The 24,229-nt window shown below is 56.8% G+C and carries 16 protein-coding genes; 13 read left to right on the plus strand and 3 right to left on the minus strand.

The window, feature by feature from the left end; translation table 11 throughout:
• Positions 1 to 92 precede the first annotated feature (92 nt).
• From gntR to gntU, 3 genes are all read left to right on the plus strand, one after another.
• The gene (gene gntR / locus EKN38_RS17705; RefSeq protein WP_014833579.1) at positions 93 to 1,088 is read left to right on the plus strand and encodes a gluconate operon transcriptional repressor GntR; all 996 of its coding nucleotides are present in this window, start codon (positions 93 to 95) and stop codon (positions 1,086 to 1,088) included.
• A gap of 126 nt (positions 1,089 to 1,214) precedes the next feature.
• Positions 1,215 to 1,742: a gluconokinase gene (gntK, locus tag EKN38_RS17710; protein WP_014833578.1), complete on the plus strand. Its 528-nt coding sequence runs from the start codon at positions 1,215 to 1,217 to the stop codon at positions 1,740 to 1,742.
• A 3-nt stretch (positions 1,743 to 1,745) separates the two neighbouring features.
• Entirely contained in the window at positions 1,746 to 3,086 is a 1,341-nt protein-coding gene (gntU, locus tag EKN38_RS17715) for a gluconate transporter (protein ID WP_014833577.1), read from the plus strand.
• Positions 3,087 to 3,165: 79 nt separating this feature from the next.
• Here the strand turns inward: gntU and yhgN are convergent, their stop codons facing one another.
• Positions 3,166 to 3,759, minus strand: a complete 594-nt coding sequence (gene yhgN / locus EKN38_RS17720) for an NAAT family transporter YhgN (protein ID WP_014833576.1) — start codon at positions 3,757 to 3,759, stop codon at positions 3,166 to 3,168.
• 177 nt (positions 3,760 to 3,936) lie between these two features.
• Between yhgN and asd the strand changes: the two genes are divergently transcribed.
• From asd to glgP, 6 genes are all read left to right on the plus strand, one after another.
• A complete protein-coding gene (gene asd, locus EKN38_RS17725; RefSeq protein ID WP_014833575.1) occupies positions 3,937 to 5,040 on the plus strand; it encodes an aspartate-semialdehyde dehydrogenase in 1,104 nt (367 codons plus the stop codon).
• 231 nt (positions 5,041 to 5,271) lie between these two features.
• Positions 5,272 to 7,458 (plus strand): 1,4-alpha-glucan branching enzyme, encoded by a 2,187-nt coding sequence (gene glgB / locus EKN38_RS17730; protein WP_014833574.1) that lies wholly within the window; start codon positions 5,272 to 5,274, stop codon positions 7,456 to 7,458.
• Positions 7,455 to 9,428 carry a glycogen debranching protein GlgX gene (glgX, locus tag EKN38_RS17735; protein WP_014833573.1) on the plus strand — a complete coding sequence of 658 codons (1,974 nt, stop codon included), beginning with the start codon at positions 7,455 to 7,457 and terminating at the stop codon, positions 9,426 to 9,428. The genes glgB and glgX overlap by 4 nt, the downstream gene beginning before the upstream one ends.
• 17 nt (positions 9,429 to 9,445) lie before the next feature.
• Positions 9,446 to 10,741, plus strand: coding sequence for a glucose-1-phosphate adenylyltransferase (gene glgC, locus EKN38_RS17740; RefSeq protein ID WP_013099110.1), 1,296 nt, complete (start codon positions 9,446 to 9,448; stop codon positions 10,739 to 10,741).
• On the plus strand, positions 10,741 to 12,174 hold the full coding sequence (glgA, locus tag EKN38_RS17745) for a glycogen synthase GlgA (RefSeq protein ID WP_014833572.1): 1,434 nt from the start codon (positions 10,741 to 10,743) through the stop codon (positions 12,172 to 12,174). The genes glgC and glgA overlap by 1 nt, the downstream gene beginning before the upstream one ends.
• Before the next feature lie 18 nt (positions 12,175 to 12,192).
• Positions 12,193 to 14,640: a glycogen phosphorylase gene (gene glgP / locus EKN38_RS17750; RefSeq protein WP_014833571.1), complete on the plus strand. Its 2,448-nt coding sequence runs from the start codon at positions 12,193 to 12,195 to the stop codon at positions 14,638 to 14,640.
• A gap of 95 nt (positions 14,641 to 14,735) precedes the next feature.
• Here glgP and glpD read toward each other — a convergent pair whose 3' ends face one another.
• Entirely contained in the window at positions 14,736 to 16,244 is a 1,509-nt protein-coding gene (gene glpD, locus EKN38_RS17755) for a glycerol-3-phosphate dehydrogenase (protein WP_014833570.1), read from the minus strand.
• Between the two features lie 250 nt (positions 16,245 to 16,494).
• Between glpD and glpE the strand changes: the two genes are divergently transcribed.
• From glpE to EKN38_RS17770, 3 genes are read left to right on the plus strand one after another with little or no spacing between them, the layout of a single operon-like run.
• Positions 16,495 to 16,827, plus strand: coding sequence for a thiosulfate sulfurtransferase GlpE (glpE, locus tag EKN38_RS17760; RefSeq protein WP_014833569.1), 333 nt, complete (start codon positions 16,495 to 16,497; stop codon positions 16,825 to 16,827).
• A gap of 47 nt (positions 16,828 to 16,874) precedes the next feature.
• Positions 16,875 to 17,705 (plus strand): rhomboid family intramembrane serine protease GlpG, encoded by an 831-nt coding sequence (gene glpG, locus EKN38_RS17765; protein ID WP_014833568.1) that lies wholly within the window; start codon positions 16,875 to 16,877, stop codon positions 17,703 to 17,705.
• A gap of 16 nt (positions 17,706 to 17,721) precedes the next feature.
• Positions 17,722 to 18,480, plus strand: a complete 759-nt coding sequence (locus tag EKN38_RS17770; RefSeq protein ID WP_014833567.1) for a DeoR/GlpR family transcriptional regulator — start codon at positions 17,722 to 17,724, stop codon at positions 18,478 to 18,480.
• Between the two features lie 62 nt (positions 18,481 to 18,542).
• Here EKN38_RS17770 and malT read toward each other — a convergent pair whose 3' ends face one another.
• Positions 18,543 to 21,248 carry an HTH-type transcriptional regulator MalT gene (gene malT, locus EKN38_RS17775; protein WP_046889450.1) on the minus strand — a complete coding sequence of 902 codons (2,706 nt, stop codon included), beginning with the start codon at positions 21,246 to 21,248 and terminating at the stop codon, positions 18,543 to 18,545.
• Between the two features lie 585 nt (positions 21,249 to 21,833).
• Here malT and malP point away from each other — a divergent pair.
• A complete protein-coding gene (malP, locus tag EKN38_RS17780) occupies positions 21,834 to 24,227 on the plus strand; it encodes a maltodextrin phosphorylase (RefSeq protein ID WP_014833565.1) in 2,394 nt (797 codons plus the stop codon).
• Positions 24,228 to 24,229: the final 2 nt, after the last annotated feature.

Below are 24,229 nucleotides of genomic sequence, written 5' to 3' on the forward strand. Positions count from 1 at the left end.
AATAAATGCCCATCCTTCCCTTTGACAGGGGAAGGATGGGCTTTGTCCGTGATAAACTGAGCAAATCTCTCTCTTCAAGATTTCTCAGGACGATGAAAAAGAAACGCCCCGTACTTCAGGATGTCGCCGATCGTGTTGGTGTGACCAAAATGACGGTCAGCCGTTTTTTACGTAACCCGGAACAGGTTTCCGTAGCGTTGCGTGGCAAGATTGCCGCTGCTCTCGATGAACTGGGTTATATCCCCAACCGCGCACCCGATATTCTCTCCAATGCCACCAGTCGTGCGGTGGGCGTCCTCCTGCCTTCTTTGACCAACCAGGTCTTTGCCGAAGTGCTGCGCGGTATTGAAAGCGTCACGGATGCGTTTGGTTACCAGACCATGCTGGCGCACTACGGCTACAAACCGGAACTGGAAGAAGAACGTCTTGAATCGATGCTTTCCTGGAACATCGATGGCCTGATTTTAACTGAACGTACTCATACCCCCCGTACGCTGAAGATGATTGAAGTGGCTGGTATTCCGGTGGTGGAACTGATGGACAGCCAGTCGCCGTGCCTTGATATTGCCGTGGGGTTTGACAACTTCGAAGCGGCACGGCAGATGACGGCGGCGATCATCGCGCGCGGTCATCGTCATATCGCCTACCTGGGTGCGCGTCTTGATGAACGTACTATCATCAAACAGAAGGGATACGAGCAGGCGATGCTTGACGCAAATCTGACCCCGTACAGCGTGATGGTGGAGCAGTCCTCGTCCTATACGTCGGGTATTGAGCTGATGCGGCAGGCACGGCGCGAGTATCCACAACTGGACGGTATTTTCTGTACCAACGATGACCTTGCGGTCGGTGCAGCGTTCGAATGCCAGCGTCTGGGGCTGAAGATCCCCGATGATATGGCGATTGCCGGTTTCCACGGCCATGACATCGGTCAGGTGATGGAGCCGCGTCTGGCGAGCGTCCTGACACCGCGTGAACGCATGGGCCGCATTGGCGCAGAACGCTTGCTGGCGCGCATTCGTGGTGAAGCAGTGACCCCGAAAATGTTAGATTTAGGTTTCACCTTGTCACCGGGTGGATCTATTTAATCCGACAAATTTGAAGTAGCTCACACTTATTCACTTCGCGCACGTTTGGATATTGCTTCTCTTTTGCCCCGGCAGGACAATGTTACCGATAACTGTTACCCGTAACAATTGACTGAGGGACACCCTTTGAGCACGACTAATCATGATCACCACGTTTACGTCCTGATGGGCGTTTCCGGTAGCGGTAAATCTGCCGTGGCAAGCGAAGTGGCGCATCAACTTAATGCGGCGTTTCTTGATGGCGACTTCCTCCATCCGCGCAGCAACATCATGAAGATGGCTTCCGGCGAGCCGCTGAACGACGACGATCGTAAACCGTGGTTACAGGCGCTGAACGATGCCGCGTTTGCCATGCAGCGCACCAATAAAGTTTCCCTGATCGTCTGCTCTGCGCTGAAAAAAACCTACCGCGACCTGCTGCGCGACGGCAACCCGAACCTCTCTTTCATCTACCTGAAAGGCGATTTCGAGGTCATTGAAAGCCGTCTCAAGGCGCGTAAAGGCCACTTCTTCAAAACCCAGATGCTGGTCACACAGTTCGAAGCGCTGCAGGAGCCGGGTGAAGATGAAAAAGACGTCTTAGTGGTTGATATCGATCAGTCACTGGAGGGTGTTGTTGCCAGCACCATAGAGGTCATTAACAAAAGGCAGTAAGTTTTGAGTACATTAACGCTAGTGTTGACAGCAGTGGGTTCGGTATTGCTGCTGCTGTTTTTAGTGATGAAAGCGCGTATGCATGCTTTTGTTGCTTTGATGGTGGTTTCTATTGGTGCAGGTCTCTTTTCCGGTATGCCGCTCGACAAGATCGCTGCGACGATGGAAAAAGGGATGGGGGGCACACTGGGCTTCCTGGCTATTGTGGTCGCGCTGGGCGCGATGTTTGGCAAGATCCTGCATGAGACGGGCGCGGTCGACCAGATTGCCGTCAAGATGCTGAAATCGTTTGGTCACAGTCGTGCACACTATGCGATTGGCCTGGCCGGTCTGATCTGCGCGCTACCGTTGTTCTTTGAAGTGGCCGTGGTGCTGCTGATTAGCGTGGCGTTCTCCATGGCGCGCCATACCGGTACTAACCTTGTGAAGCTGGTTATTCCGCTGTTTGCGGGCGTGGCGGCGGCGGCGGCGTTTCTCCTGCCGGGACCGGCACCGATGCTGCTGGCTTCCCAGATGCACGCTGACTTTGGCTGGATGATCCTGATTGGCCTGTGCGCGGCAATCCCGGGAATGATTATCGCCGGTCCGCTGTGGGGCAACTTCATCAGCCGCTACGTTGAACTGCATATTCCTGATGATATTACCGAGCCGCACCTGGGCGAAGGTAAAATGCCGTCCTTCGGCTTCAGCCTGTCTCTGATCCTGCTGCCGCTGGTGCTGGTGGGTCTGAAAACCATTGCCGCGCGCTTTGTACCGGTGGGCTCTACCGCGTACGAATGGTTCGAATTTATCGGTCACCCGTTCACCGCGATCCTGGTGGCGTGCCTGGTGGCGATTTATGGCCTGGCGATGCGTCAGGGGATGCCGAAAGACCGCGTGATGGAAATCTGCGGCGCTGCGCTGCAGCCAGCGGGTATTATCCTGCTGGTGATCGGTGCGGGCGGTGTGTTCAAACAGGTGCTGGTGGATTCCGGTGTTGGTCCGGCACTGGGTGAAGCGCTGACCGGAATGGGTCTGCCCATCGCGGTGACCTGCTTCGTGCTGGCGGCGGCGGTGCGTATCATTCAGGGCTCTGCGACTGTTGCCTGTTTAACGGCGGTTGGCCTGGTGATGCCGGTGATTGAACAGCTTAACTACTCCGGTGCGCAGATGGCGGCGCTGTCTATCTGTATCGCGGGTGGCTCGATTGTGGTGTCGCACGTGAACGACGCAGGCTTCTGGCTGTTCGGTAAATTTACCGGTGCCACTGAAGCGCAAACCCTGAAAACCTGGACGCTGATGGAAACTATCCTCGGCACCACGGGCGCGATTGTCGGGATGATTGCGTTTACGCTGCTGAGCTAACCCCGATTTTCGCCCTCTCCCACGGGGAGAGGGAGCAAACACTAAAAACGGCAATCAAGGATTGCCGTTTTGCTTTTACCTAGCCCTTCATCCACGCCCGGATCCCGTCCAGGAACATCTGCGTCGCCATCATCACCAGAATCAGCCCCATCAAACGTTCCAGCGCATTGACCCCTTTCTCGCCCAGCAGGCGCAGGAACAGCGACGACTGCAGCAGGATGATGAACGTTCCGCCCCAGGCAATCAGCAGGGCAATCACCAGATGGCTCATCTGGTTGGGATACTGATGCGACAGGAGCATCAATGTGGCCAGAATGGTCGGCCCGGCGACCAGCGGGATCGCCAGCGGTACGATAAACGGCTCTTCACCCGCCGGCAGGCCGCTGCTGCCCCCTTCGGCACTCGGGAAAATCATCTTAATGGCAATCAGGAACAGAATAATCCCGCCGGAAATCGAAACGGTTTCGGCGCGCAGATTCAGGAAGGCGAGAATTTTTTCCCCGGCAAACAGGAAGATAAACATCACCAGCAGGGCGATAAGCAGCTCGCGGATCATGATCGCCCGTCGGCGCTTGGGTTCGGTGTGCTTCAGCACCGACATGAAGATCGGCAGGTTTCCCAGAGGATCCATTATCAGGATCAATAAAACCGCCGCAGAAATGATTTCACTCATGTAAATTAGCCCTGAATTTCTCTATGGTTATTAGGATGATTAGCTCTTTTTCTGATTGCCGGGCAATCATCGATTAATTTCGCTTGCGACTTTGGCAGCATTTTGTAATGTGAAGCATATCCCAGTTCAATACTGGCTTGCACAATCAGCACACACCCTCTGCAGGAAACAAATGCTATGAAAAACGTTGGTTTTATCGGCTGGCGCGGTATGGTCGGCTCTGTACTCATGCAACGCATGGTTGAAGAGCGCGATTTCGACGCTATCCGCCCGGTCTTCTTCTCCACTTCCCAGCTCGGCCAGGCTGCACCGTCCTTTGGTGGTACCACAGGGACGTTGCAGGATGCTTACGATCTGGAAGCGCTGAAGGCACTCGACATTATTGTGACCTGCCAGGGCGGCGATTATACCAACGAAATCTATCCAAAGCTGCGTGAAAGCGGCTGGCAGGGCTACTGGATTGACGCAGCCTCTTCGCTGCGCATGAAAGACGATGCCATCATCATTCTCGACCCGGTGAACCAGGACGTGATCACCAAAGGCCTCAACAACGGCGTGAAAACCTTTGTCGGCGGTAACTGTACCGTCAGCCTGATGCTGATGTCCCTCGGCGGCCTGTTCGCGCAGGACCTGGTGGAGTGGGTCTCCGTGGCGACCTACCAGGCCGCGTCCGGCGGCGGTGCGCGTCATATGCGTGAACTGCTGACCCAGATGGGCCAGCTGCACCACAGCGTTGCGGCCGAGCTGGCAAACCCGGCGTCCGCAATCCTCGATATCGAGCGTAAAGTCACCGAGTTGACCCGCAGCGGCGAACTGCCGGTGGATAACTTTGGCGTACCGCTGGCCGGTGGCCTGATCCCGTGGATCGACAAACAGCTGGATAACGGCCAGACCCGTGAAGAGTGGAAGGGTCAGGCGGAGACCAACAAAATCCTCAATACCGCGAACACCATTCCGGTTGACGGTCTGTGCGTACGTATCGGCGCGCTGCGCTGCCATAGCCAGGCCTTCACCATTAAACTGAAAAAAGATGTGTCTATTCCGACCGTGGAAGAGCTGCTCGCCGCGCACAACCCGTGGGCGAAAGTGGTGCCAAACGATCGCGATATCACCATGCGCGAACTGACGCCAGCGGCCGTCACCGGCACGCTGACCACGCCGGTAGGGCGTCTGCGTAAGCTGAACATGGGGCCAGAGTTCCTCTCCGCGTTCACCGTGGGTGACCAGCTCCTGTGGGGCGCCGCCGAGCCGCTACGCCGCATGCTGCGCCAACTGGCGTAATAATTTGTTAACTACCGGGGGTGATTTTCACCCCCTTTTTTTGCGTACTACATGGAGTAAAACGCGTATGTCTTATTTTTTATCAGGAGTCATGTAGAGCGTTGGCTATGCTTTAAGGAAGAGTCATTTCTTACCTGAGGTTAGGACGGGACTAAGTGGAAGCCCGTTCAGGTCACATTAAAGTCGTCCCAGGCGCTTAAAAAGGGCGACATAAAAAACAGGATGAATACCATGTCCGATCGTGTGGATAGAGACGTGATTAATGCGCTTATTGCGGGTCATTTTGCCGACCCCTTTTCTGTGCTGGGGATGCACCAAACAGAGGCGGGACTGGAAGTCCGTGCGCTGTTACCGGATGCCACAGAAGTGTGGGTTATCGAACCTAAAACCGGCCGCAAGGTAGGCAATCTGGAATGCCTCGACTCGCGTGGCTTCTTCTCGGGCGTCATGCCCCGTCGTAAAAACCCTTTTCGTTATCAACTCGCCGTCATCTGGCACGGTCAGCAAAACCTGATCGACGATCCCTACAGTTTTGGTCCGCTGTTACAGGAGATGGATGCCTGGCTGCTGTCTGAAGGTACCCATTTACGCCCGTACGAAACGCTGGGCGCCCATGCGGATACGATGGACGGCATCACCGGCACGCGGTTTGCCGTGTGGGCACCTAACGCCCGGCGCGTCTCCGTTGTCGGGCAGTTCAACTACTGGGATGGTCGCCGTCATCCGATGCGCCTGCGTCGGGAAACGGGCATCTGGGAACTGTTCATCCCCGGCGCGCAAAACGGTCAGCTCTATAAATTTGAGATGATCGACGCCCACGGAAAGCTGCGCATTAAAGCGGACCCGTACGCGTTCGAAGCGCAGATGCGCCCGGATACCGCCTCGCTGATTTGCGGGTTGCCGGAAAAAGTGGTGCAGAGCGAGGAGCGCAAACAGGCCAACCGTTTCGATTCCCCCATCTCCGTGTATGAAGTGCATCTCGGATCCTGGCGACGCCACACCGATAACAACTTCTGGCTCAGCTACCGGGAGCTTGCCGATCAGCTGGTGCCGTATGCCAAATGGATGGGCTTTACCCACCTTGAGCTGCTGCCAGTCAATGAGCATCCATTTGACGGAAGCTGGGGCTACCAGCCAACCGGGTTGTATGCCCCGACGCGCCGTTTCGGCACGCGCGACGACTTTCGTTATTTTATCAATGCCGCACACGCCGCCGGGCTGAACGTGATCCTCGACTGGGTGCCAGGCCATTTCCCGTCTGATGACTTTGGTCTGTCCGAGTTTGACGGTACGAAGCTGTATGAGCACAGCGACCCGCGCGAAGGCTATCACCAGGACTGGAACACGCTTATCTACAACTACGGTCGCCGTGAAGTCGCGAACTACCTCGTCGGGAATGCGCTGTACTGGATCGAACGTTTTGGCATTGATGCCCTGCGCGTGGATGCGGTGGCATCGATGATTTACCGCGACTACAGCCGTAAAGAGGGGGAGTGGATCCCGAACGAATATGGCGGCCGTGAAAACCTGGAAGCCATCGAATTTTTGCGCAGCACCAACCGCATTATTGGCGAGCAGGTTGAGGGTGCGGTGACGATGGCGGAAGAGTCGACTGACTTTGCCGGTGTTTCGCGTCCACCGTCCATGGGGGGCCTGGGCTTCTGGTACAAGTGGAACCTGGGCTGGATGCACGACACGCTCGACTATATGAAGCTCGACCCGGTCTATCGTCAGTACCATCACGACAAACTCACCTTCGGGCTGCTCTACAACTACACCGAAAACTTCATGCTGCCGCTGTCGCACGATGAAGTGGTGCACGGTAAAAAATCCATCCTCGACCGGATGCCGGGCGACGCGTGGCAGAAGTTCGCCAACCTGCGCGCCTACTACGGCTGGATGTTCGCCTTCCCGGGCAAAAAACTGCTGTTTATGGGCAATGAGTTCGCCCAGGGGCGCGAGTGGAACCACGATACCAGTCTCGACTGGCATCTGCTGGAAGGGGGCGATAACTGGCATCACGGCGTACAGCGACTGGTGCGTGACCTTAACCTGACCTACCGCCACCATAAAGCGCTGCACGAGCTGGACTTCGATCCCTACGGTTTTGAGTGGCTGGTGGTGGACGACAACGAACGCTCGGTGTTTGTCTTTGTGCGCCGGGATAAAGCGGGCAACGAGATTATTGTCGCCAGCAACTTTACGCCGGTACCCCGTCATCATTACCGCTTTGGCATTAATCAGGCCGGTAAGTGGCGCGAAATCCTCAACACCGATTCCATGCATTACCACGGCAGCAATGCCGGTAACGGCGGTCTGGTGCAGAGCGATGCTCTTGAAAGCCACGGGCGCCCCAACTCCCTGAGCCTGACGCTGCCGCCGCTCGGTACCATCTGGCTGGTGCGGGAGGGCGAATGACGCAGCTTACGGCAGGTAAACCCGAACCGCTCGGGGCGAGTTATGACGGAAAGGGGGTCAATTTCACCCTCTTTTCTGCTCACGCGGAGCGGGTCGAACTCTGTGTGTTTGACGGTGAAGGTAACGAACATCGTTACGATTTACCGGCACGCACCGGGGATACCTGGCACGGCTACCTGGCCGGCGGGCGGCCTGGAATGCACTACGGTTTTCGCGTTCATGGTCCCTGGGAGCCTTCTCAGGGGCACTGGTTTAACCCGGCGAAGCTGCTGATTGATCCTTGTGCCCACCGCGTGGAGGGCGAATTTAAAGATGACCCGATTTTCCACGTCGGCTATGGGGAACCCGACCACCGCGACAGCGCCCATATCGTCCCGAAAAGCGTGGTGGTGGGTGACCACTACGACTGGGAAGACGATGCCCCGCCGGGCACGCCGTGGGGCAACACCGTTATATATGAGGCCCATGTAAAAGGGCTGACCTACCTCCATCCGTCTATCCCCAAAGAGATGCGCGGCACCTATAAGGCGCTCGGCCATCCGACCATGATCGCCTATCTGAAACACCTCGGGATCACTGCTCTGGAGTTGTTGCCCATCGCCCATTTCGCCAGCGAGCCTCGCCTGCAGCGGCTGGGGCTGAGCAACTACTGGGGCTACAACCCGCTGGCAATGTTTGCGCTCGACCCGCGCTATGCCGTCAACCCGGACAAGGCGCGGGATGAGTTTCGCGATGCGGTGAAGGCGCTTCATGCGGCGGGTATCGAAGTGATTCTGGACGTGGTACTGAACCACAGCGCGGAAAGCGATCTCGACGGCCCGACGCTCTCCATGCGCGGAATTGATAACCGTAGCTATTATTGGATCAGAGAGGATGGTGATTACCACAACTGGACCGGTTGCGGTAACACGCTCAACCTCAGCCATCCGGCGGTGACGCATTTTGCTTACGAATGCCTGAAATATTGGGTGGAAACGTTCCATGTTGACGGTTTTCGTTTCGACCTGGCTCCGGTGATGGGACGCACGCCGGCGTTCAGCCAGCAGGCGCCGCTGTTTGAGGCGATAAGAAACTGTCCGGTGCTCTCGCAGGTGAAGCTGATTGCCGAGCCGTGGGATATTGGTGAAGGCGGCTACCAGGTGGGCAATTTCCCGCCGCTGTTTGCCGAGTGGAACGACCATTATCGCGATGCCGTACGCCGATTCTGGCTGGCGCGAAATCTGTCTCTGGGGGAGTTCGCCGGACGCTTTGCCGCTTCCAGCGATCTGTTTAAACGCGATGGCAAACGACCTTCTGCCACCGTCAACCTGGTGACCGCGCACGACGGTTTTACGCTCCGGGACTGCGTTTGTTTCAATCAGAAACACAATGAGGCAAATGGCGAGGAGAATCGCGATGGCACTAACAATAACCATAGCTTTAATCATGGTATAGAAGGGTTAGGCGGAAGCCTTGACGTTATCGAACGGCGACGTGCCAGCGTGCATGCGCTGCTGACCACGCTGCTGTTGTCGCAGGGCACGCCGATGCTGCTGGCAGGGGATGAACATGGCCACAGCCAGCACGGTAACAACAATGCGTATTGCCAGGACAACACCTTAACCTGGCTCGACTGGGGAGAAGCGAACAGTGGTTTGATTCACTTTACCGCGGCGCTGATCCATCTTCGCCAGCAGATCCCCGCGCTCACCGCCAACCGCTGGTGGGAGGAGGGCGACGGCAACGTTCGCTGGCTGAATCAAGACGCGCAACCGTTAAGCGCGCAAGAGTGGCAACACGGCATACCGCGCCTGCAGATCCTGCTTTCGGATCGCTGGCTGGTTACGCTGAACGCGACGGATGACGTCGCAGAGATTGTTTTACCTGACGGGGAATGGCGCGCCGTTCCCCCCTTTGCCGGAGCGGATAATCCGGTAGTAATGGCTGTCTGGCACGGGCCTGCGCACGGAGTGTGCGTATTCCAAAGATGATAAAAAAGGAGTTAGTCATGGTTAGATTAGAGAAGAACGATCCCTTAATGTTGGCACGCCAGCTCCCCTTAAAAACGGTTGCCCTGATCCTCGCTGGCGGGCGCGGAACCCGTCTGAAAGATTTGACCATCAAGCGCGCCAAGCCGGCTGTTCACTTTGGTGGTAAGTTCCGGATTATCGATTTTGCACTGTCCAACTGCCTGAACTCCGGTATTCGCCGCATTGGCGTCATTACGCAGTATCAGTCGCACACCCTGGTGCAGCATATTCAGCGCGGCTGGTCATTCTTCAGCGAAGAGATGAATGAGTTTGTCGATCTCCTGCCTGCCCAGCAGCGTGTTCACGGTGAAAACTGGTACCGCGGCACCGCTGATGCGGTGACCCAGAACCTCGATATCATTCGCCGCTACAACGCGGAGTACATCGTGATCCTCGCCGGGGACCACATCTACAAGCAAGACTACTCCCACATGCTCATTGACCACGTCGAGAAAGGGGCGCGCTGCACCGTGGCGTGTCTGCCGGTGCCCGTTGCTGAAGCGACGGCGTTTGGCGTGATGCACGTGGACGCGGACGATAAAATTATCGACTTCGTTGAAAAACCGGCCAACCCGCCCACCATGCCGGGAGATGACACCAAATCGCTCGCCAGTATGGGGATCTATGTCTTTGATGCAGATTACCTTTATGAGCTGCTGGAAGAAGACGATAAAGACGAACACTCCAGCCACGATTTCGGCAAAGACATCATTCCAAAAATTACCAAAGCTGGCATGGCCTATGCACATCCTTTCCCGTTGTCCTGCGTGCAGTCAGATCCGAATGCGGAACCTTACTGGCGCGATGTGGGAACGCTGGAAGCGTACTGGAAAGCCAACCTCGATCTGGCCTCCGTCACGCCTGAGCTGGATATGTACGACCAGAACTGGCCGATCCGTACCCATATGGAATCCCTGCCGCCAGCGAAATTCGTGCAGGACCGCTCCGGCAGCCACGGCATGACGCTGAACTCGCTGGTCTCCGGCGGGTGCATTATCTCCGGCTCGGTGGTGGTGCAGTCGGTGCTGTTCCCGCGCGTGCGTATAAACTCATTCTGTAATATCGATTCGGCGGTGCTGCTGCCGGATGTCTGGGTCGGGCGTTCGTGTCGTCTGCGTCGCTGCGTGATCGACCGTGCCTGCGTCATTCCTGAAGGAATGGTGATTGGTGAAAACGCGGAAGAAGATGCACGTCGCTTCTACCGTTCTGAAGAGGGGATCGTGTTAGTCACACGGGAAATGTTGCGGAAGCTGCAGATCAAACAGGAGCGATGATGCAGGTTTTACACGTATGTTCTGAGATGTTCCCGTTGTTAAAAACGGGCGGCCTGGCGGATGTTCTTGGTGCATTACCCGCGGCGCAAATCGCCGGCGGAGTCGATACCCGAGTCCTGCTGCCCGCCTTCCCGGATATCCGGCGCGGCATTCCCGATGCAAAGGTGGTGACGCGCCGTGACACCTTTGCCGGACGCATCACCCTGCTGTATGGACATTACAATGGCGTGGGCATTTACCTGATCGACGCGCCGCACTTATATGACCGGCCAGGTAGCCCGTATCACGATACGAACCTGTTTGCCTATACCGACAACGTGCTGCGTTTTGCGCTGCTCGGTTGGGTTGGGGCTGAAATGGCGGTAGGGCTGGATCCGTTCTGGCGCCCGGACATTGTGCACGCCCACGACTGGCATGCGGGGCTCGCTCCGGCGTACCTGGCGGCGCGGGGCCACCCGGCGAAGTCGGTCTTTACGGTGCATAACCTGGCGTATCAGGGCATGTACTACGCCCATCACATGAATGAAATCGATCTGCCATGGTCGTTCTATAACATGCATGGGCTGGAGTTTAACGGGCAGATCTCGTTCCTGAAAGCCGGGCTTTATTATGCCGATCACATCACGGCCGTCAGCCCGACCTACGCCCGTGAAATCACGCAGCCTGAGTTTGGTTACGGCCTGGAAGGGTTGCTCCGTCAGCGCCATCGTGAAGGGCGTCTGTCGGGTATCCTCAACGGTGTCGATGAACAGATCTGGAGCCCCGAGACCGATCTGCTGCTGGCGGCCCGCTATGGCCGTGATTCCGTGGAAGATAAAGCGGAAAACAAACGCCAGCTACAGATTGCGATGGGGCTGAAGGTTAACGACAAAGTGCCGTTATTCGCGGTGGTGAGCCGTCTGACCAGCCAGAAAGGGCTGGATCTGGTGCTGGAGGCGTTGCCGGGTCTGCTGGAGCAGGGCGGACAGCTGGCGCTACTCGGCGCGGGCGACCCGGTATTGCAGGAAGGATTCCTGGCGGCCGCGGCGGAACACCCGGGGCAGGTGGGCGTGCAGATTGGCTATCACGAAGCCTTCTCGCACCGGATCATGGGCGGCGCGGACGTCATCCTGGTACCAAGCCGTTTCGAGCCCTGCGGCCTGACGCAGCTCTACGGCCTGAAATACGGCACCCTGCCGCTGGTACGCCGTACGGGCGGGCTGGCGGATACCGTATCTGACAGCTCGCTGGAAAACCTGGCGGACGGTATCGCCAGCGGGTTTGTCTTTGAGGACAGTAATGCCTGGTCGCTGCTACGGGCGATTCGGCGTGCTTTCGTCTTGTGGTCCCGTCCGTCGCTGTGGCGTTACGTTCAACGCCAGGCGATGTCCATGGACTTTAGCTGGCACGTTGCGGCGCAGTCATACCGCGATCTCTATCAACGCTTGATGTAACGAGGCGAAGTTACTGATATGAACGCTCCTTTTAGCTACTCTTCACCCACGCTCAGCGTTGAGGCGTTAAAGCACTCTATCGCCTATAAGCTGATGTTCACCATCGGGAAAGATCCGGTTATCGCCAACAAGCACGAGTGGCTGAACGCCACCCTGTTTGCGGTGCGTGACCGCATGGTCGAACGCTGGCTGCGCTCCAACCGCGCCCAGCTCTCACAGGAAACGCGTCAGGTTTATTACCTGTCGATGGAATTTTTGATTGGCCGCACTCTGTCTAACGCGCTGTTGTCGCTGGGTATTTATGACGATGTAAAAAGCGCGCTGGAGGAGATGGGGCTGGATTTAGAAGAGCTGATTGACGAAGAGAACGACCCTGGCCTCGGTAATGGTGGTCTGGGGCGACTTGCCGCCTGCTTCCTGGATTCACTGGCGACGCTGGCCCTGCCGGGCCGTGGCTACGGTATTCGCTACGACTACGGTATGTTCAAACAGAACATCGTTGACGGGCGTCAGAAAGAGTCCCCGGATTACTGGCTGGAATACGGTAACCCGTGGGAGTTTAAACGCCACAATACGCGCTACAAGGTGCGGTTTGGCGGGCGTATTCAGCAGGAAGGGAAAAAGTCCCGCTGGGTGGAAACCGAAGAGATCCTCGCTGTCGCCTATGACCAGATCATTCCCGGTTATGACACCGACGCGACCAATACGCTGCGTCTGTGGAACGCGCAGGCCAGTAGCGAGATCAACCTGGGTAAATTTAACCAGGGCGACTACTTCGCGGCGGTGGAAGATAAAAACCACTCCGAGAACGTCTCCCGCGTGCTCTACCCGGACGACTCGACCTATTCCGGGCGTGAGCTGCGCCTGCGTCAGGAGTATTTCCTCGTCTCCGCGACGATTCAGGACATCCTCAGCCGTCACTATCAGCTGCACAAGACCTACGCCAATCTGGCGGAAAAAACCGCCATTCACCTCAACGATACCCATCCGGTGCTGTCGATCCCGGAGCTGATGCGTCTGCTTATCGACGAGCATAAGTTCAGCTGGGACGACGCGTTCGAGGTGACCTGTCAGGTCTTCTCCTACACCAACCACACGCTGATGAGCGAAGCGCTGGAAACCTGGCCGGTGGATATGCTCGGCAAAATTTTGCCGCGTCACTTGCAGATTATCTTCGAGATCAACGACTACTTCCTCAAGACGTTGCAGGAGCAGTATCCGAACGATACCGGCCTGCTGAGTCGCGCTTCTATCATCGATGAATCGAACGGTCGCCGCGTACGCATGGCCTGGCTGGCGGTGGTGATCAGCCACAAGGTGAACGGGGTGTCAGAGCTGCACTCGAACCTGATGGTGCAGTCGCTGTTTGCGGACTTTGCGAAGATCTTCCCGACGCGTTTCTGCAACGTGACCAACGGGGTTACGCCGCGTCGCTGGCTGGCGCTGGCAAACCAGCCGCTTTCTGAGGTGCTGGATGAACACATTGGCCGCACCTGGCGAACCGATCTCAGCCAACTGAGCGAGCTTGAACAGCATATTGATTTCCCGGCGGTGAACAAGGCCGTACGGGAAGCCAAACTGTTGAACAAAAAACGTCTGTCAGTCTGGCTGGCGCTGCATCTGAACGTGGTGGCGAACCCGAAAGCGCTGTTCGACGTGCAGATCAAGCGTATTCACGAGTACAAGCGCCAGCTGATGAACGTGCTGCATGTGATCACCCACTATAACCGCATCAAGGCCGATCCGACGGCGGAGTGGGTACCGCGCGTGAAGATCTTTGCCGGTAAGGCGGCGTCCGCCTACTACATGGCGAAGCACATTATTCACCTCATCAACGATGTGGCGAAGGTGGTCAACAACGATCCGGATATTGGCGACAAGCTGAAGGTGGTCTTTGTTCCGAACTACAGCGTCAGCCTCGCGCAGCTGATCATTCCGGCGGCCGATCTCTCTGAGCAGATCTCCACCGCCGGGACGGAAGCGTCCGGCACCAGTAACATGAAGTTTGCCCTTAACGGTGCGCTGACCATCGGTACGCTGGACGGGGCCAACGTCGAAATGCTGGAGCACGTGGGGGCGGAGAATATCTTTATCTTCGGGAATACCACGGAAGAGGTGGAGGCGCTGCGCAAGAAGGGCTACTCGCCGCGTGAGTATTACGAAGAGGATGAGGAGCTACGTCAGGTGCTGACGCAAATCGCCACCGGGGTGTTTAGCCCAGACGAGCCTGGGCGCTATCGGGACCTGGTGGATTCGCTGATTAACTTTGGCGACCACTATCAGGTGCTGGCGGATTACCGCAGCTACGTGGATTGTCAGGACAGGGTGGACGAGCTTTATCGTCAGCAGGAGAAGTGGACCAGCGTCGCGATGCGTAACATCGCCAATATGGGGTATTTCTCGTCAGACAGGACCATCAAGGAGTATGCCGAGACGATCTGGCATATCGATCCGGTGCGGTTATAAAAGCAAAACGGCAACCCTGGTTGCCGTTTTTAGTGTTTGTTCCCTCTCCCGGTGGGAGAGGGGCAGGGTGCGGGCATCAGCCCGCACCGATCGCATTACGACGCCAACGACAGCTCACGCTTTCCCGCATGCTGCAGCAACCACTGCGCCACACGCGACTGCTGTTCGGCGTTCAGCCACATTCCCTCTTTGGTACGACGCCAGATGGCATCATCCAGACGGCGAACCCACTCATGTTCCACCAGATAGCGCAGTTCGGCTTCGTACAACTCGTGGCCAAAATGTTCGCCCAGGTCGGCAATCTCTTTCGCGTCACCCAGGATCAATTCCGTGTTGCTGCCGTAGGTACGGGCATAGTGGCGCGCCATGCCTTCGGTGATGAACGGGTAGCGACGACGCAGTTTCGCAGCGTAATCATCGCGGTTACCGGCAATTTCCCCGCCAGGCAGTACCGCGCCTTTGGTCCACGCCGGGCCAATGCCTTTGTAGTACGGCGCCAGTTTTTCCAGCGCGTGCTCAGCCAGCTTACGGTAGGTGGTGAGCTTGCCACCAAACACGGAGAGCAGCGGTGCCTGACCGTCCACGTCGTGAATATCGAGCGTATAGTCGCGGGTAATCGCCTGCGGTGAGTCAGATTCGTCATCGCACAGCGGACGCACGCCGGAGTAAGTCCAGACCACGTCATCGCGGGACAGCTGTTTCTTGAAGTGCGCGTTATACACCTTCAGAAGGTAGCTCACTTCGCTCTCGTCGATCTCGACGTTTTTCGGATCGCCTTTGTACTCCACGTCGGTGGTGCCGATGATGGAGAATTCGTCCATCCATGGGATCACAAACACGATGCGCTTGTCTTCGTTCTGCAGAATGTAGGCCTGCTTCTGGGTGTGCACGCGTGGTACCACAATGTGGCTGCCTTTGATCAGGCGGATACCGTACGGAGAAGGCAGATGCATCCCCTCGTCGAAGAACTGTTTCACCCATGGGCCGGTGGCGTTGACCAGACCGCGCGCTTTCCAGCTGAACTTCTCGCCGGTATCCACGTCTTCCGCTTCGACGATCCACAGGCCGTTTTCACGGCGCGCAGCGGTGGCGCGGGTACGGGTTTTCACTTCCCCGCCTTTCTTCTCAACCATCTGTGCGTTGGCCAGCACCAGACGCGCATCGTCCACCCAGCAGTCGGAATATTCGAAACCGCGCACGATTTCAGGCTTAAGGACCGATTCTGAGCCAAAACGCAAACCGGTTGAACCCGGGAGGCTGGTGCGTTTACCCAGATGATCGTACATAAACAGACCGATTCGAATCATCCACGCCGGACGCAGATGCGGGCGATGGGGCAGGCGGAAGCGCATCGGGATGGCCAGGTGCGGTGCCATCTTCAGCAGCACTTCACGTTCGGCCAGCGCTTCACTGACCAGGCGGAATTCGTAGTGCTCCAGGTAGCGCAGGCCACCGTGAATCAGTTTGGAGCTGGCGGACGACGTCGCGCAGGCGAGGTCGTTAGCTTCCAGCATCAGTACGGATAATCCGCGTCCTGCGGCGTCTGCCGCAATACCGGCACCGTTGATGCCACCGCCTATCACAATCAGATCTTTGGTTTCCATAACACCCTCACGCACTTTCGTTAAAGCTCAGAAATGTTCGATATCGCTCATGATAGCAAAGGAACGCGCTTTTGGTAACATCAAAAAAACAATTTAGAGTGATATGGATAACATAATGGCGTTTACCCGCCGCCAGGACGTACACTACGGGATAAAATAGTGCGACTAACTTTTCTCCCTCTCCCCGTGGGAGAGGGCTGGGGTGAGGGCATCAGAGCGCACCCAACCTGAACAACAGAAAGAGAACACCATGGATCAGTTTGAATGTATTAACGTAGAAGAAGCCCACCAGAAGATGCACCAGGGAACGGCGGTGCTGGTGGATATCCGCGATCCGCAGAGTTTTGCGATGGGCCACACCCCGGGGGCGTTCCACCTCACCAACGATACGCTGGGCGCGTTTATGCGCGATAACGACTTCGATACGCCGGTGATGGTGATGTGCTATCACGGCAACAGCAGCAAAGGTGCGGCGCAGTATCTTATCCAGCAGGGCTATGATGCGGTCTACAGCGTCGACGGCGGTTTCGATGCCTGGCATCGTCATTTCCCGGCAGAAGTGGAATACGCTTTTGAGCGCTGATCCCGCTATACTGTCCCCTTTTGTGTGGAAATAAGCGACCGCCGCCCATGTTGATGATCACCTCTTTTACCAATCCGCGCGTCGCCCAGGCGTTTGTCGACTATATGGCAACCCAGGGCATCATCCTGACCGTTCAGCAGCACACGAAAACCGATGTCTGGCTGGCGGATGAAAGCCAGGCGGATCGCGTGAATGCGGAACTGACCCGCTTTCTTGAGAACCCCGCCGATCCCCGCTACCTGGCCGCGAGCTGGCAATCCGGGCAGACGGGGAGCGGATTGCATTACCGGCGCTTCCCTTTTCTTGCCACCATTCGCGAACGCGCAGGTCCGTTTACGCTGCTGCTGATGGCGGCCTGCATTATCGTCTTCATCATTATGAACGTGGTGGGCGACCAGAGCGTGATGATCGCCCTCGCGTGGCCGTACGACCCGTCTCTGGATTTTGACGTCTGGCGCTATTTCACCCACGCGCTGATGCACTTCTCGGTGATGCATATTCTCTTCAACCTGCTGTGGTGGTGGTATCTCGGCGGGGCCGTGGAGAAGCGTCTGGGCAGCGGCAAGCTGATTGTTATCACCATCATTAGCGCCCTGCTGAGCGGCTATGTGCAGCACAAATTCAGCGGCCCGTGGTTCGGTGGTTTATCCGGCGTGGTGTATGCCCTGATGGGCTATGTCTGGCTCAGAGGCGAGCGCGACCCCGAAAGTGGCATCTATCTGCAGCGCGGATTGATAACCTTTGCGTTAATATGGCTAATTGCCGGATGGTTTGATCTGTTTGGTATGTCTATCGCCAATGGTGCGCACGTCACCGGGCTGGCCGTCGGGCTGGCAATGGCGTTTGCCGACACGCTCCATGCGCGAAAACGAACATAATTCCCAGGGATATTTCATGAAACAAACACAACGTCATGACGCCATTATCGAACTGGTAAAAAAACAGGGATACGTCAGCACTGAAGAGCTGGTGGAACAGTTTGCCGTCAGCCCACAAACCATCCGCCGCGACCTGAACGATCTTGCCGATCAAAACCGTATTTTGCGCCACCATGGCGGCGCGGCGCTGCCGTCCAGCTCGGTCAACACCTCGTGGCATGACCGCAAAGCCACGCAAACGGCAGAGAAAGAGCGCATCGCCCGCAAAGTCGCCACCCAGATCCCCAACGGGGCGACGCTGTTTATTGATATCGGCACCACGCCAGAAGCGGTCGCCCATGCGCTGCTGGATCACGAAAACCTGCGCATCGTGACCAACAACCTGAACGTGGCCAATACCCTGATGCAGAAAGACGATTTCCGCATCATCCTCGCCGGGGGCGAACTGCGCAGCCGCGACGGCGGCATCATTGGCGAAGCGACGCTCGATTTTATCTCTCAGTTCCGTCTCGACTTCGGCATTCTGGGGATCAGCGGCATCGACAGCGACGGGTCGTTGCTGGAGTTTGATTATCACGAGGTGCGCACCAAGCGCGCGATCATTGAAAATTCACGTCACGTGATGCTGGTGGTGGACCACTCCAAATTTGGCCGTAACGCGATGGTGAACATGGGCAGTATCAGCATGGTGGATGCGGTCTACACCGACGTGATGCCGCCGGCGGGGGTGCTGCAGGTGATTAAGGATAATAATTTGCAGTTAGAGTTATGTTGAGAAGCCATTCTCCCTCTCCCTGTGGGAGAGGGCCGGGGTGAGGGCATCAGACCGCAGAGGACTTACACCCCATACCCCATCATCTTCAACAGCTGCTGTGCATGCTGCACTGCATCCTGACGGTGCGCCACGCCCAGCTTCTGATACAGATTACGAATATGCGTTTTGATGGTGGTTGCCGCCACCGCCAGCTCACCGGCAATCTGCTCATTGCTGTAGCCTGAATAGATAAGCCCCAGCACTTGCCATTCGCGCTGCGTCAGCGGGCTGGTACGAATAAGCTCAGGCACTTCCGGATGATTCAGCAAGCGTTCAACGAAGTTCTCGTCGAAGTGGGCGAACTTGTGGCGATGGTGCTGGTTAATCTCGCGCAGAATGCGCTGGGCGCGGTGCTGATCCAGCTCCGGCAGCGTGTTGAGCTGAATAAGCTGACGCAGCTGCTGGGCCATCACTTCGCCCTCAATCACAAAGTGACTGATAAACCCGGTGCGGTTCGCCAGCTGCAACGCCTCCAGCAGCACGCGCTGGGCATCATTTTTACGCCCGGCCTGCCAGTAGAGCTGGTTAAGCAGCAGCAGGTTACGGTTGAGATCGCTCATCAGGCGCAGACTGCGGGCGTTCTCGTTCAGCTCTTCCAGCACAATCTCAGCAGGCTCGAACTCACCCAGCAGGATCTGCGCGCGGGCAATATTCCGCCACTGGCTTTGCAGGAAGTGGTTATTGGCAAACTCCGGTTTTGGCGTCTGGCGTAGCCAGTTGGCGGCGGATTTCTTATCACCCGTCATCTGCCAGTAAATCACCCGCACCTTATCGGCGTTTGAAACCCAGTCGCTGTGGTACTGACCATTGCCAAGCAGATTTTCCAGACGGTTCAGGTGATTGCGGGCATTATCCAGATCCCCGCGCGCCAGCGAGCACTGTACCAGCAGCGCCAGGCACTGCAGCTGTTGCTGCGGCTGGAAGCCAGAGAGCACTTCCACACCCTGACGGGCACAGCTCTCGGCCTCATCCAGGCGCGACCACGCCCACAGAAGCTGGGCGCGAATACGCAACAGGAACTCGTGCATTGGCAGTTGTTCCAGATGCTGCTCGCGGATCAGCTGGAACGCTTTTTCCTGATTCTCCCAGGCTGCCTGCAGGAACCCCTGAGCAAATAAGATTTCGCTTTGCTGGATCAGGCTCCACAGGGCGTAATGCCAGACATCATGACGGCGGGCCATCTGTTCGGTTTGTTGCATCAACGACAGGGAGCGCGTCAGCTCACCCTTGCAGTGGAGTACCTCGCCATGTACCGAGGTCGCCACAATGCGGCTGTAGAAGTTGGCCAGCGGCAGCTCATCCAGCGCGACCATCGCCAGCCGCTCAGCCTCTTCCGGATCGCCATCGTTGATCGCAACCTGTGCCCGCAGGGCGTTAAATTCGCCATGCAGGGTGGTATCCATATCGCTTTCCATCTCCTGCTCGGCACGCGCCAGCAGGGTATTCACTTCGCTGTAGCGGTGCTGGCTTTGCATCAGCCAGGCCTGCAGCAGCACCAGACGTGGGTTCTCCAGCAGGCTCTCCCACGGCAGCGCTTTCAGCGACTCTTCCAGCAGCGTCAGTTCGCTGTGGTTAAACAATCCCCACGCGTGGTTGAGGAGGATATCGCGCAGCATGCTGGCATCACCGGCGGCGAGCGCATGGTGAATGGCCTCACTCGGGAAGCCCTGCGCCATCCAGCTCTCGGCGGCGGCACGGTGGATTTCCGGCAGCTCAGTCGCCAGCTCCCACTGGCAACGCTGGCGCAGGAAACTGCCAAACAGCGGGTGATAGCTGAACCATTCGCCGGGATCGTCCATCCGCGTCAGGAACAGCCCCTGGCGTTCAATCTCTTCAAGCTGCAGCTGCCCGTTTTCGCAGCCGGTCACGCGCACAATCAGGGCGTCGTTCATGGAACGCAGCAGGGAGCTTTTCAGCAGGAAATTACGGGTCGAAGGATCGACACTGTTCAGCACCTCATCCACCAGGTAGTCAGAAAGGTGGCTGGCGTTGATCCCCGCAAGACGACGTGCAGACTGATGCGCCGGGCTGTTGTTTTGCCGGGCGGAGAGGGCAATCAGCTGCAGCGCTGTCGCCCAGCCGGCGACATCATCGCACAGGCGGCTGCTTTCGGCGGCCTCAATCGGTGAGTTAAGGCGGCAGTCGAAGAACTGTTTGGCTTCCTGATGGGTAAAGGCCAGCTGTTGGCTACCGACTTCCAGCAGCTGGTCGCGCACGCGCAGGTTGGCAATGCCCAGCTGCGGCAGGTTACGCGACAGCACCACCAGGGTCAGGTTTTCCGGCTGATGACGCAGGAAAAAGCGCATGGACTCATGGATAACCGGGTTGGTGATCAGATGGTAATCATCAATGACCACGTAAAGCGGGCGATGCCACTCGGCCAGTTCGATAAACAGCTGAGAGAAAAGGGAGGACAGGCTGGCGTACTGGCGCTTTTGCACCATCACTTCGCTGGCCACGCAGTGCCCGTTGGTGGCCTGCTGAATAGCAGCAATCAGATAGCTGGCAAAACGTTCTTGCTGGTTGTCACCCTCGTCAAGAGAGTACCAGCCAAGATCGCTCTTACCCGCGGCCCATTGCGAAATGAGCGTTGTTTTTCCATAACCTGCAGGGCTCGTAACCAGCGCCAGTCGGAAATTATGCGCGCCGGAAAGTTTAGCCAGCAGACGCTCGCGGACCACTGTATGGTCAAGACGAACCGGGCGACTTAATTTAGACGGAATCAACATAGGTTTCACTTCACTGTGGGGAACGAGAGAATTTATTTTTTTTGCGCTTCGTAATTAATAGATATAAGGTCGGCCAGAAAGAGAACTATTGCAAGTTATGTCTGGATTTGGTGGCTCTGAATTTGCACTCTGTCACAAAACATTCAGACAGATGATGGAACTTTCTGGAAAGGGCTGTGATGCCGCGTCAATGCTGGCTTGTATGGCTGTGCTGCGGCTACGCTGAAACTGGTTTCAGAAAGGTATAGTGACGTCAAATTTAATAAACGCGGGGTAAAGTTTAGTGAAATTAATAATCTTCTTCGTTCTGACCCGATTGCAGAAATATTATTCTACGTAAGTAATCATTTCAGCGCGTTTTAATTTCACCCGAAACTGCATTTCATTTTCCTGACACGCTTCCCGGTTATCTTTTTATCTTCCTGACACACTCCGACTATGCTCTCAGAGTGGCCTCGATCACACTTTTATGCTCATCCCCGCTACTCCTCCCTGCCTAATCCCCTGCAGGAGGAGGAAGAGGAGAAATGAGCCAGGCACACTAGCGCCAACTTGTGTTTTCTTTCTAAAGGATGCCGATCCCCTATGTCACAGCCTACCTTCAACAAAGCTCAATTCCAGGCTGCCCTGACGCGTCAGTGGCAGCGTTTTGGCCTTCATGCTGCAAACGAGATGACGCCTCACCAGTGGTGGCAGGCGGTGAGCGGTGCGCTCGCAGAGCAGCTGGATGCTCAACCTCTGGCAAAACCGGTAAAAGGTCAGCGCCACGTCAACTACATCTCGATGGAATTCCTGATCGGTCGTCTGACCGGCAACAACCTGCTGAACCTCGGCTGGTATCAGGAGGTAGGGGATGTGCTGAAAGAACACGACATTAACCTGACCGATCTGCTGGAAGAAGAGATTGACCCGGCGCTGGGCAATGGCGGTCTGGGACGTCTGGCGGCCTGTTTCCTCGATTCGATGGCAACGGTTGGGCAGTCGGCCATTGGTTACGGCCTGAACTATCAATACGGTCTGTTCCGTCAGTCATTTGCAGACGGGCATCAGATGGAAGCGCCGGACGACTGGCACCGTAACACCTACCCGTGGTTCCGCCACAACGCGCAGCTGGATGTGCAGGTGAACATTGGCGGCAAAGTATCAAAACAGGGTCTCTGGGAACCGGCATTTACGTTTATCGGCGAAGCCTGGGACCTGCCGGTGCTCGGTTACCGTAACGGCGTGGCGCAACCGCTGCGTCTGTGGCAGGCGAAGCATGCGCATCCGTTTAACCTGACCAAATTTAACGACGGCGATTTCCTGCGTGCCGAACAGCAGGGCATCGACGCCGAGAAGCTGACCAAAGTGCTCTACCCGAACGACAACCATCTGGCGGGCAAGAAACTGCGTCTGATGCAGCAGTACTTCCAGTGCGCCTGCTCCGTGGCGGATATTCTGCGTCGTCACCACCTGGCGGGCCGCAAGCTGACACAGCTGCCTGACTTTGAAGTGATTCAGCTTAACGATACGCACCCAACCATTGCGATCCCGGAACTGCTGCGTGTGCTGATCGACGAGCACCAGCTGAGCTGGGATGACGCCTGGGCGATCACCAGCCGCACCTTTGCTTACACCAACCACACCCTGATGCCAGAAGCGCTGGAGTGCTGGGACGAGAAGCTGGTGAAAACGCTGCTGCCGCGCCATATGCAGATCATCAATAAGATCAATGACCAGTTTAAAACGCTGGTGGATAAAACCTGGCCGGGCAACAAAGCGGTCTGGGCGAAGCTGGCCGTGGTACATGACAAACAGGTGCGCATGGCAAATATGTGCGTGGTGAGCGGCTTTGCGGTGAACGGTGTGGCGGCGCTGCACTCGGATCTGGTGGTGAAAGATCTGTTCCCGGAATATCACCAGCTGTGGCCGACCAAATTCCATAACGTGACCAACGGCATCACGCCGCGTCGCTGGATCAAACAGTGCAACCCGCTGCTGGCCGGTCTGCTGGACAAAACGCTGAAGAAAGAGTGGGCCAACGATCTGGACCAGCTGATCAATCTGGAAAAATACGCGGACGACGCGAAGTTCCGCGAGCAGTACCGCGCCATCAAGCGGGATAACAAAGTGCGTCTGGCGGCGTTTGTGAAAGCGCGTACCGGTATAGAGATTAACCCGAACGCCATTTTCGACATCCAGATTAAGCGTTTGCACGAATATAAACGTCAGCACCTGAACCTGCTGCATATCCTCGCGCTGTACAAAGAGATCCGCGAGAATCCGCAGGCTGACCGCGTGCCGCGCGTGTTCCTGTTCGGCGCGAAGGCGGCACCGGGATACTACCTGGCGAAAAACATTATCCTCGCCATTAATAAAGTGGCGGAGGCTATCAACAACGATCCGAAAGTGGGCGACAAGCTGAAGGTGGTGTTCCTGCCGGACTACTGCGTCTCTGCCGCAGAGATGCTGATCCCGGCGGCGGATATCTCCGAGCAGATCTCGACCGCGGGTAAAGAAGCGTCCGGTACCGGCAACATGAAGCTGGCGCTGAACGGCGCGCTGACTGTCGGTACGCTCGACGGTGCGAATGTAGAGATTGCCGAGAAGGTCGGAGAAGAGAACATCTTTATCTTTGGTCATACGGTTGAAGAGGTGAAAGCCCTCAAGGCCAAAGGCTACGATCCGGTGAAATGGCGTAAGAAGGACAAAGTGCTGGATGCGGTGCTGAAAGAGCTGGAAAGCGGTAAATACAGCGATGGCGATAAGCACGCGTTTGACCAGATGCTGCACAGCATGAACAAACACGGCGGCGACCCGTATCTGGTGATGGCGGACTTCACGGCCTACGTGGAAGCGCAAAAACAGGTCGACGTGCTGTACCGTGACCAGGAGGCGTGGACCCGGGCGTGCATTCTGAACACAGCCCGCTGCGGAATGTTCAGCTCTGACCGTTCAATCCGTGATTATCAGGCTCGTATCTGGCAGGCAAAACGCTAAGG

The sequence above is a fragment of the Enterobacter sp. WCHEn045836 genome (genome assembly GCF_003965585.1).
GTDB classification, from domain to species: domain Bacteria; phylum Pseudomonadota; class Gammaproteobacteria; order Enterobacterales; family Enterobacteriaceae; genus Enterobacter; species Enterobacter dissolvens.

Bases quoted from the DNA above. Each gene is read 5' to 3' on its own strand.
- gntR (WP_014833579.1), top strand. From the start codon at position 93: ATGAAAAAGAAACGCCCCGTACTTCAGGATGTCGCCGATCGTGTTGGT.
- yhgN (WP_014833576.1), bottom strand. From the start codon at position 3,759: ATGAGTGAAATCATTTCTGCGGCGGTTTTATTGATCCTGATAATGGAT.
- asd (WP_014833575.1), top strand. From the start codon at position 3,937: ATGAAAAACGTTGGTTTTATCGGCTGGCGCGGTATGGTCGGCTCTGTA.
- glgB (WP_014833574.1), top strand. From the start codon at position 5,272: ATGTCCGATCGTGTGGATAGAGACGTGATTAATGCGCTTATTGCGGGT.
- glgX (WP_014833573.1), top strand. From the start codon at position 7,455: ATGACGCAGCTTACGGCAGGTAAACCCGAACCGCTCGGGGCGAGTTAT.
- glgC (WP_013099110.1), top strand. From the start codon at position 9,446: ATGGTTAGATTAGAGAAGAACGATCCCTTAATGTTGGCACGCCAGCTC.
- glgA (WP_014833572.1), top strand. From the start codon at position 10,741: ATGCAGGTTTTACACGTATGTTCTGAGATGTTCCCGTTGTTAAAAACG.
- glgP (WP_014833571.1), top strand. From the start codon at position 12,193: ATGAACGCTCCTTTTAGCTACTCTTCACCCACGCTCAGCGTTGAGGCG.
- glpD (WP_014833570.1), bottom strand. From the start codon at position 16,244: ATGGAAACCAAAGATCTGATTGTGATAGGCGGTGGCATCAACGGTGCC.
- glpE (WP_014833569.1), top strand. From the start codon at position 16,495: ATGGATCAGTTTGAATGTATTAACGTAGAAGAAGCCCACCAGAAGATG.
- glpG (WP_014833568.1), top strand. From the start codon at position 16,875: ATGTTGATGATCACCTCTTTTACCAATCCGCGCGTCGCCCAGGCGTTT.
- EKN38_RS17770 (WP_014833567.1), top strand. From the start codon at position 17,722: ATGAAACAAACACAACGTCATGACGCCATTATCGAACTGGTAAAAAAA.
- malT (WP_046889450.1), bottom strand. From the start codon at position 21,248: ATGTTGATTCCGTCTAAATTAAGTCGCCCGGTTCGTCTTGACCATACA.
- malP (WP_014833565.1), top strand. From the start codon at position 21,834: ATGTCACAGCCTACCTTCAACAAAGCTCAATTCCAGGCTGCCCTGACG.